At 60.1% G+C, this 1,771-nt stretch carries 1 protein-coding gene and 1 pseudogene; one reads left to right on the top strand and one right to left on the bottom strand.

Features of this window, described 5'->3' with window-relative positions; all coding sequences use genetic code 11:
- A pseudogene (locus WCA53_RS03555) lies at positions 1-462 on the top strand (DSD1 family PLP-dependent enzyme); the annotation flags it as partial.
- Between the two features lie 65 nt (positions 463-527).
- Here WCA53_RS03555 and WCA53_RS03550 read toward each other — a convergent pair.
- A complete protein-coding gene (locus WCA53_RS03550; protein ID WP_423905523.1) occupies positions 528-1,559 on the bottom strand; it encodes an NAD(P)H-quinone oxidoreductase in 1,032 nt (343 codons plus the stop codon).
- Positions 1,560-1,771 lie beyond the last annotated feature (212 nt).

Genomic DNA, 1,771 nt, shown 5'->3' with positions numbered 1-1,771 from the left:
ACCGAGGTCCGCGCCGGCGTTTATGCATTTTTCGATCTCGTGATGCACAACGTTGGCGTATGCGCGATCGACGACATCGCGCTCAGCGTGCTCACCACCGTCATCGGCCATCAACAGGAAAAAGGTTGGGTCATCGTGGATGCGGGCTGGATGGCGATGAGCCGCGATCGCGGCACGTCGAAGCAAACCCGCGATTTCGGCTACGGTCTACCGTGCACGCTCGACGGTACGCCGTTAGACGGCTACATGCTGATTGGCGCTAACCAGGAGCACGGTATTCTGGCGCGAGCCCATGGCGACCCTGCACATGACAGCAGCGATCTAACGGTGCGCTTCCCGGTGGGCACCCGACTGCGCATCCTGCCGAATCACGCGTGCGCGACAGGCGCGCAGTTCCCCGAATACCATGCGCTGCTGCCGACCGGGGAACTTGCCGTATGGAGACGCTTTCATGGCTGGTGAAAATCGTTGGCTAGGGCCTGCTCATCCCCCACGCCTCGTAAAGCGGGTTTCCAATCGTCCGCGCTTCAGCCAATGAGATCGGCACCTGTCACAAGGACAATCTTTCCAAAGTGTGTGCCGGAATCGATCAGTTCGTGAGCGCCGCGAGCGTCGGCCAGCGCAAAGGTCTTGTACACAACCGGCTTGATCTTGCCGCTCTCGACGTGCGGCCAGACCTGCCGCTCGAGTTCATTGACGATGGTCGCCTTGTCCGCAGATGTGCGCGATCGCAATGTCGAGCCCATATGCGTCAGACGTTTCGTCAACATCGGCACGAGGTCAAGATCCTTCGCCGGCCCCTTGATCACGCCCACCTGGAGGATCCGTCCGTCCATGGCTGCGGCGTCGTAGTTTCTAGCCACGTAGTCGCCGGCAATGATGTCGAGGATCACGTCAACGCCTCTTCCATCGGTAAACCGCTTCGTTTCGGCGACGAAATCTTCCTGGCGGTAATCTATCGCGAGATCTGCGCCTAGCGCCAGGCTGGCTTCCCGATGCGCCTGCGAGCCCACGGTCGTGATGATTTTCGCAGCGCCGAATGCCTTCGCCAGCATGGTCGCCGTGGTACCGATACCTGACGCGCCGCCATGGATCAACACCGATTCACCGGCAACGAGCTTGCCGCGCTGGAACAAGTTCAGCCATACCGTCATGAACGTTTCGGGCATGGCCCCCGCTTCCACCAACGTCAGGCCTTTGGGGATATGCATCGTGTTGCAGGCATGCGCGACGGCATATTCTGCGTAGCCGCCGCCGGGAATCAATGCACACACCAACTCGCCGGTCTGGAATTGGGACACGTCGGAGCCAATGGCAACCACTTGACCGGCCACTTCCAGCCCTGGAATGTCGGAAGCGCCGGGGGGCGGATCATATAGCCCTTTGCGCTGGAAAACGTCTGGGCCGTTCACGGCAGCCGCGTGGATGCGGATAAGAACCTGGTCGGCGGCCGGCATCGGCACGGGGCGCGTAGCCGGAACGAGGACCTCGGGACCGCCGGGCTGTTTGATCTCAATGGCCGTCATGGACGACGGCACACGATAAGTTGAAGCAGACATGGATACCACTCCTTCAATAGATGAGGCTCGATTGATCCGGACGGATCGTTGGGCGAGGAACTCCTGGGTTCAGTATAGGCATCGACATTGATGAATATGTGCAGCATTATTCGCAAGGTGAGATGCAAATTTGCATCAGGAGGGCGGGACGATGAACTGGGATGACGCGCGGGTGTTTCTCGCGGTGGAGCGCGAAAAAACGCTTCGTGGGG

It is taken from the genome of Caballeronia sp. (assembly GCF_049581465.1).
Taxonomy (GTDB): Bacteria; Pseudomonadota; Gammaproteobacteria; order Burkholderiales; family Burkholderiaceae; genus Caballeronia.
Note: the sequence above shows the minus strand (reverse complement) of the source record. Positions and strands in the feature narration are given on the sequence as shown.